Origin of the sequence: Actinoplanes subglobosus, assembly GCF_042650585.1 — a bacterium.
Taxonomy (GTDB): Bacteria; Actinomycetota; Actinomycetes; order Mycobacteriales; family Micromonosporaceae; genus Actinoplanes; species Actinoplanes subglobosus.
Map to the genome: position 1 here is coordinate 396020 of NZ_JBHSBL010000017.1, position 6610 is coordinate 402629.

Sequence of the window (6610 nt, forward strand, 5' to 3'; positions counted from 1 at the left end):
CATGGAAGTCCGGGGATCTCCCGCGACATGATGGACGGCCGTGCGGAAAGGAGTGTGTCTCTCCGCAGGCATTACCGAACATACATGAATCCCGCCGCCGGTAAAGGGTGGGGTCGATGGTCATATTCGCGCGTTCGCATTGTTTTCGGATCTGTTGTTTTCGACGCCGATTTCAGCGCCGAAAGATGAAATACCCCCGCCGGATGGCAGGGGTGCGGTGGACGCCGGGTGGCGGGTCCGGGCGAGGATCACACGCGGAGGCCGTCGAGCATCCGGCCGAGGGCCTGTACGCACTCGTCCGTGGCGATGCCCGGGTCGCCGGACGCGGCCACGTGGCGGGCGGCCTCGTTGAGCGCCCCGAGCAGCAGGCGGGCCAGGGGCGGGGCCGGTTGGGGCGCGAACGTGCCGCTGTCGATCAGGTGCCGCACGGCGGTCTCGATGAGTCCCAGTCCATACCGCTCGTTGAGTTCCTGCCAGCGGGCCGCTCCGAGCACCGCCGGGGCGTCGCGGAGCAGCACCCGGTCGATGCCCGGGTCGGCGCAGGCGGTGAGGAAGACCCGGGCGCCCCGCAGCAGTCCGGCCACCGGGTCGGCGGCGGGCTCGGCGAGTGCGGCGGTCACCTGGGCGACGATCTCCGTCTCGACGGCCTCCACCACCGCGCCGAAGAGCGCGGCCTTGTCGCGGAACTGGTGGTAGAGGGCTCCACGGGTGACACCGGCGGCATGCACGATCTCCTCGGTGCCGACGGCGGCGTACCCCCGCTGCTCGAACAGCGCCCGGGCGACCGCGATCAGCCGCTCGCGGGTCGCGGCGGATCGCTGATCATGTTTCGTCTCCCGCTTCATCGCACCCCTGGCCTTGATTGCGTACAGCCTGTATGTAATTTTACGTACAGCCTGTATGTCTTCTGGGGAGCATCGTATGCCGCACGCCACCCTGCCCGCCGGAACCATCCACTACCGCGACAGCGGATCCGGCCGGCCACTCGTCTTCCTGCACGGTCTGCTCCAGGACGGCCGCGTGTGGAGCGACGTCGCCGGCCGGCTCGCCGACCAGGTCCGGTGTATCGTCCCCGACCTGCCGCTCGGCGCCCACCGAACGGCGATGGACCCCGGCGCCGACCTGAGCATCACCGGGGTCGCCGACATCGTGGCCGATTTGATCGAGCACCTGGATCTGCGGGACGTCACTCTCGTCGGCAACGACACCGGCGGAGCCGTCGCCCAGGTCCTCGCCGCCTGCCGCCCCGAGGCGCTGGGATCGCTGGTGCTGACCAGCTGCGAAGCCTTCGACAATGTGCCCCCGGCTGTCTTTCGCGCGCTTCCGGCTGCCGCCCGCCTCGGGTTGCTGCCCGCGGTGCTGTGGGCGCTCCGGTTCCGCGCGCCCCGGTCAATGCCGACCGGGTACGGCTGGCTGACCAGCGGCCCGCTGCCGCACGACCTGATCGACGACTGGATCGCCGCCTACTACAGCGACCCCGGCATTCGCCGTGACGCCCGCCGGTTCGTCATGTCCCTCGGCGATCGGCGGCTGCTGACCAGGCTCGCCGAACCACTCGCCGCATTCCGGAAACCGGCACTGATCCTGTGGGCGGGCGACGACAGACTGTTCCCGGTCGAACATGCCACCCTGCTCGGCAATCTTCTGCACGACGCACGCGTCGAGATCGTCGAGGACGCGCGGACCTGGGTGATGCTCGACCAGCCGGACCACACGACCGCCGCGATCCGCGGATTCCTCGATTAGCGGGCGCTCTTTCTTTCCGCGGCCCATGGGCAGAGGGCCGGCCGCTTGTCAGCTGATCCACAGCGAATCGATGGCGGGCGACCCGCGAACCGAGCGTCGTCCCCCACGCCGGCAGTCTCTGGAGGAGGAAGACCGCCTCCAGAAGTCTTATGTAGTTCTCCGCGCTGCTCTTCTCATGCCCACCGCCTCGGCCGCGGCGGCGATGTTGAGCACCTGTCCCGACCGCGCGGACTGAGTGGCAGGGATCGGGCACGGCTGAGACGCCAGGCACCGGCACGTCGATCGGTGCAGCGAAGGAAGTGGAGCCCCCGGTCGGGATCGAACCGACGACCTCCCGTTTACAAGACGGGTGCTCTGGCCATCTGAGCTACAGGGGCAGTGGCCATCAGCATAACGTCCTGTGATGCGGTCGCCATCTTGGCAGGTCGGAAAGAAACGAATACGGTGGCGGGGCTGTTCCTTCTACTCGGATCGTCCGGCACGTTCCTGCCGGTGGAAAGGAAGTCGCTTCACCATGGCTACAGTTACCTATGACAAGGCCTCCCGGATCTACCCGGGCTCCGAGCGCCCCGCGGTCAACGAGCTGAACCTCGAGATCGGCGACGGAGAGTTCCTCGTCCTGGTCGGCCCCTCCGGTTGTGGTAAGTCCACCAGCCTGCGCATGCTCGCCGGCCTGGAGGACGTGGACCGCGGTCGCATCCTCATCAACGACAAGGACGTCACGCACCTCCCGCCGAAGTCGCGGGACATCGCGATGGTGTTCCAGAACTACGCTCTCTACCCGCACATGACGGTGTACGAGAACATGGCGTTCGCCCTGAAGCTGCGCAAGACCCCGAAGGCGGAGATCGACCGCGCCGTCAAGGAGGCCGCGGCCCTGCTCCAGCTCGAGGAGTACCTGTCGCGTAAGCCGAAGGCGCTCTCCGGTGGTCAGCGTCAGCGTGTCGCCATGGGCCGCGCGATCGTGCGTCAGCCGCAGGTGTTCCTCATGGACGAGCCGCTGTCGAACCTCGACGCCAAGCTCCGTGTGCAGACCCGTTCGCAGATCGCCTCGCTGCAGGCGAAGCTCGGTGTCACCACCGTTTACGTCACCCACGACCAGGTCGAGGCCATGACCATGGGTCACCGGGTCGCGGTCATGCTGGACGGTGTGCTCCAGCAGGTGGACACCCCGCGGGCGCTCTACGACACCCCCGGCAACGTCTTCGTCGCCGGCTTCATGGGCTCCCCGGCCATGAACATCAAGACCGTTCCGCTGAACGAGACCGGTGCCCACTTCGGCTCGCTGAACATCCCGCTCACCCGTGAGCAGGTGGCCGCGGCCCGTGAGGGTGGCGACGGCAAGGTGACCGTCGGCTTCCGCCCGGAGGCGGCCGAGGTCGTCGGCGAGTCCGCCGAAGCTCTGGCGATCGTCGTGGACCTGGTCGAGGACCTCGGCTCGGACGCCAACGTCTACGGCCACGCCGACCTGCCGGGTGGTTCGGAGCGGTTCGTGGTCCGGACCGAGCGTCGCAACATGCCGCACATGGGCGAGACGGTCTACATCCGTCCGCAGACCAACGCGCTGCACGTCTTCAACGCGGGCTCCGGCTTCCGCATCTGAGACTGATCGGCGACGAAGCGGCCTCCCTCGGTGACGAGGGGGGCCGCTTCTGCGTGGGGGACTCAGCCCGCGAAACTGTGGACGACGTAGTCCTTCTCGTCGGCGCAGGCGATCACCGAGGTGTTCCACGAGCAGGTGTCCGGGCGGACCTTGGACAGCACACCGAGGTTGACCGATTCCTCGCCGAGGTGTGTGCCGGAGAGTTCCCGGTTGCCGATCGAGGTGCCGAGGCCGTCGGAGAAGCTCAGCACGTTACGGGCGTCGAGCCGCACGGTGACACCGAGCCGATACCACGCCTCCTTGCCGCCGACGAACAGTGTCGTGCCCTCGTCGCCGATCGCCAGCAGGCCGTTGGTCCCGACCGCGACCAGTTCCTCGACCTGGGCCAGGCCTTTCTCCCAGGCGCCTTCGCCGCCGACCGCCCGGACCACGTCGGCCTTCCGGTCGTATCCGGTCCGCACCACGAAGCAGAGCAGTTTGCCGCAGGGTGTCAGCTCGTCGACGGTCTCGTCGGGCCCGACCGTGTATCGGGGGACCGGTTCGGTGGATTCGAGTTTCGTCAGGTCGTACTCGAAGACGCGGGTGGTGGTGCCGGGCTCCAGCACGTACAGCCGGCCGTCGTGGGCCGCGATCCTGTCGCTGGTCGACGCCACCTCGGCCCGTCTCTGCACGACGTCGCCACTGTGCACGTCGCGGACCGTCACGGTGCGGTCGGCGTCGATCTGCAGGAACCGCTGCCGGTCCGGAGTGGCCGGGACGAACGCGCGCCCGTCGGCCCGGGCCGGCCCGGTCAGGTCCTCCGGCGCGGTGACCAGTTCCACGGCGGTGCCGTCCGGGTCGTCGACCGACCACTCGACGGTCCCGTCGGCCATGTCGAGGCCGGTCAGTCTCTTGGCTTCCCGGTCGACCCAGAGCACGACGTCCGACGCGAGGACGACCTCGTCGTAGGAGCCGAGCTCCTGCACCCAGGCCGGTGCGCCGTCCCTGCCGTTCAGCGCGGTCAGGCGGGCCTTGCCGGTGGACGAGTCGACGGCCGAGAGGAACACCACGACCGACTCCCGGGCCTGCATCCACTTCCACGTGTAGGCCTGACCGGCGTTGTCGGTCTCCCAGAGCCGCTCGCCGGTCGTGGTGTCGGCGGCCACCGTGTGCATGGTGCCCGACTCGGTCGTTCCGGCGAAGTAGACGCGGTCCCCGTACATCTCGCTGTCGGTGAATGTCGAGGTGAACGCCGGGACCGGCGTGATCCGGCCGACCTCCCGCAGGGTGTGGTAGTCGAGTGCCGGGAACTTCGGCCAGAGCAGGAAGGCCGCTGCGGCGGTCGCGATCACGGTCACGCCGGCGACGGCCCCGCCGATGATCAACGCGAGTCTGCGGCGCGACCGTTTCCCGACGGTCGGCTCGGTGGCGCCCGGGACGGTCCAGGTGCCCTCCGGATGCGGGTGCGGGGTGTAACCGCCGGGAGTTCCGCCGGCGGCGATCGCGGCGGCCTCGGCGGTGGCCCACGGGTCGACCGGATCGGCGTACTTGATCTCCGCCTCGACCGGGCTGGTGGCCGGAGTGGGCGTCGGCGTGGCAGCCTCGGAGACACCCTGCGAGAAACGCACCTGCGTGGCCTCCGCCTCGGCCGGCTGCGTCTCGTCCCCCGGACCTGCCATGATCCCGCCCCTCATCCGCCTACCGGCCCGTCATGGTACCGAGCACGGCATCGATGATCAGTCCGGCGAACAGGTGCTGAGTCGTGATTTATCCGTGGCTATCGTGGCGTCATGCGCATCGAACGAGTCACCACCGAGGCCGACGTCCATCGTGCGGCCGACCTCTTCGACGCGCCACCCATCGACTCGGTGACCCGCCGCTTCCTCAGCGAGCCGACGCATCATCTGCTGCTCGCGTACGACGACGCGGACCGCCCGGTCGGCATGATCACCGGCGTCGAGACGACACATCCCGACAAGGGCACCGAGATGCTGATCTACGAGCTCGGCGTCGCCCCGGTCGCACGGTTGCAAGGCGTCGGCACGGCCCTGGTCGACGCGCTGGCCGCGATCGCCCGCAAGAACGGCTGCTACGGCATGTGGGTGGCCGCCGAGTCCGACAACAAGGCCGCCCTGGCGACCTACCGCCGGGCCGGCGCCGACGAGGAGATGACGTTCACGCTCCTGAGCTGGGACCTTTCCCAAGACTAAGACCCTGATCCGGTACGGCCAGCCGGCCCCCGACCGCAACCGTCCCGTCCCGGGGCTACCCCGCGAGGCAGGCGGCCCGTCCCGGCCGAAGCGCGTCCGGCGGGCTGAAGCGGTCCCGCCCGCGCAGCTCACTACGGAACGAGGGTCGGCGGGCGGTCCGAGGACGGCCAGACATACGGCAGGTCGCCGGGGATCCCGGCACCGAAGACGGGACGGTAGAAGGCGGCGTCCTTGCGGATCAGCGCCGAGCGGTGGCTCCGGTGCAGGTCCTCGTCGCCGAGCCAGGGCGGGAGTTCCCCTGCCGTGGCCAGGGACGGCTGGTCCCGTACCCCGGTGATGCCGGTCGTGGCCCGCAGATCGGTGACCATGGTCGCCGCGCAGGTGTCCGCATTGCCGCCGGCGACCCAGACCGCGCACATGTCGAGTCCGTAGCGGACTACGCCTTCCTCGTAGCCGTGCCACATCTTGACCGCCGGATGGTGCCGCCAGCCGTATCCCGGCTGGATCAACCCGCGCAGCACCTGGATCGCCTCGACCCGCTGCTTTCCGAGCCGCCGGGGGTCGAGAGCCCGCGCGCTGGCCAGAAAGTTCGGAAATGGCAGAAAAGTCTGCATAGTTCAGGGGATTACCCGCGGAGCCGGCCGGGCATGCGAGAGCGCGCGCCGCCCGGACGTGCGAGAGCGCGCGCCGCCCGGACGTGCGAGAGCGCGCGCCGCGTGGACGTCGCGGGCGCGCGCTCTTCGCCGGGGGAGCGGGTAGGTCAGCGCTTCCACTTCTCGCGGTTGACGAAACCGTCGACCGGCTCTTCCAGCAGGCGGGGGTCGTCGACGGCCGGGAGGGCGGGAGTCCTCGGCTTCTGCCCGGCGGCGAAGGCGGGCGCGCCGGTCGTGCCGGACGCGCCGGCCGTGCCAGATGTGCCGGCCGTGCCAGATGTGCCGGTTGTGCCAGATGTGCCGGCCGTGCCAGATGTGCCGCTTGTGCCGGGCTTGGCGGGCGTGGGTGGCGTGGCGGACGCCGGCGTGGACGCGTCCGTGGTGTCGGCCGACGGCGGGGCGGAGACCGAGGCCGGGCC

At 69.6% G+C, this 6610-nt stretch carries 6 protein-coding genes and 1 tRNA gene; 3 read left to right on the plus strand and 4 right to left on the minus strand.

Translation table 11 applies throughout. From position 1 onward, the window contains the following. Positions 1 to 248: 248 nt before the first annotated feature. Complete coding sequence (locus tag ACFO0C_RS19725; protein ID WP_378068108.1) at positions 249 to 845, minus strand: TetR/AcrR family transcriptional regulator; 597 nt, start codon at positions 843 to 845, stop codon at positions 249 to 251. A gap of 76 nt (positions 846 to 921) precedes the next feature. On the opposite strand from ACFO0C_RS19725, the gene ACFO0C_RS19730 reads away from it, so the two are divergent. Continuing rightward, on the plus strand, positions 922 to 1746 hold the full coding sequence (locus ACFO0C_RS19730; protein WP_378068109.1) for an alpha/beta fold hydrolase: 825 nt from the start codon (positions 922 to 924) through the stop codon (positions 1744 to 1746). A 300-nt stretch (positions 1747 to 2046) separates the two neighbouring features. Here ACFO0C_RS19730 and ACFO0C_RS19735 read toward each other — a convergent pair. Next, positions 2047 to 2123: transfer RNA gene (locus tag ACFO0C_RS19735), tRNA-Thr, on the minus strand. 137 nt (positions 2124 to 2260) lie between these two features. Here ACFO0C_RS19735 and ACFO0C_RS19740 point away from each other — a divergent pair. Beyond that, positions 2261 to 3349, plus strand: a complete 1089-nt coding sequence (locus ACFO0C_RS19740) for an ABC transporter ATP-binding protein (RefSeq protein WP_378068110.1) — start codon at positions 2261 to 2263, stop codon at positions 3347 to 3349. Positions 3350 to 3411: 62 nt separating this feature from the next. On the opposite strand, the gene ACFO0C_RS19745 is transcribed toward ACFO0C_RS19740, so the two are convergent. Then, a complete protein-coding gene (locus tag ACFO0C_RS19745) occupies positions 3412 to 5007 on the minus strand; it encodes an outer membrane protein assembly factor BamB family protein (protein ID WP_378068111.1) in 1596 nt (531 codons plus the stop codon). Positions 5008 to 5118: 111 nt separating this feature from the next. Between ACFO0C_RS19745 and ACFO0C_RS19750 the strand changes: the two genes are divergently transcribed. Next, positions 5119 to 5538 (plus strand): GNAT family N-acetyltransferase, encoded by a 420-nt coding sequence (locus tag ACFO0C_RS19750; RefSeq protein ID WP_378068112.1) that lies wholly within the window; start codon positions 5119 to 5121, stop codon positions 5536 to 5538. 131 nt (positions 5539 to 5669) lie between these two features. On the opposite strand, the gene ACFO0C_RS19755 is transcribed toward ACFO0C_RS19750, so the two are convergent. Beyond that, positions 5670 to 6152, minus strand: a complete 483-nt coding sequence (locus ACFO0C_RS19755; protein ID WP_378068113.1) for an MSMEG_6728 family protein — start codon at positions 6150 to 6152, stop codon at positions 5670 to 5672. Positions 6153 to 6610 lie beyond the last annotated feature (458 nt).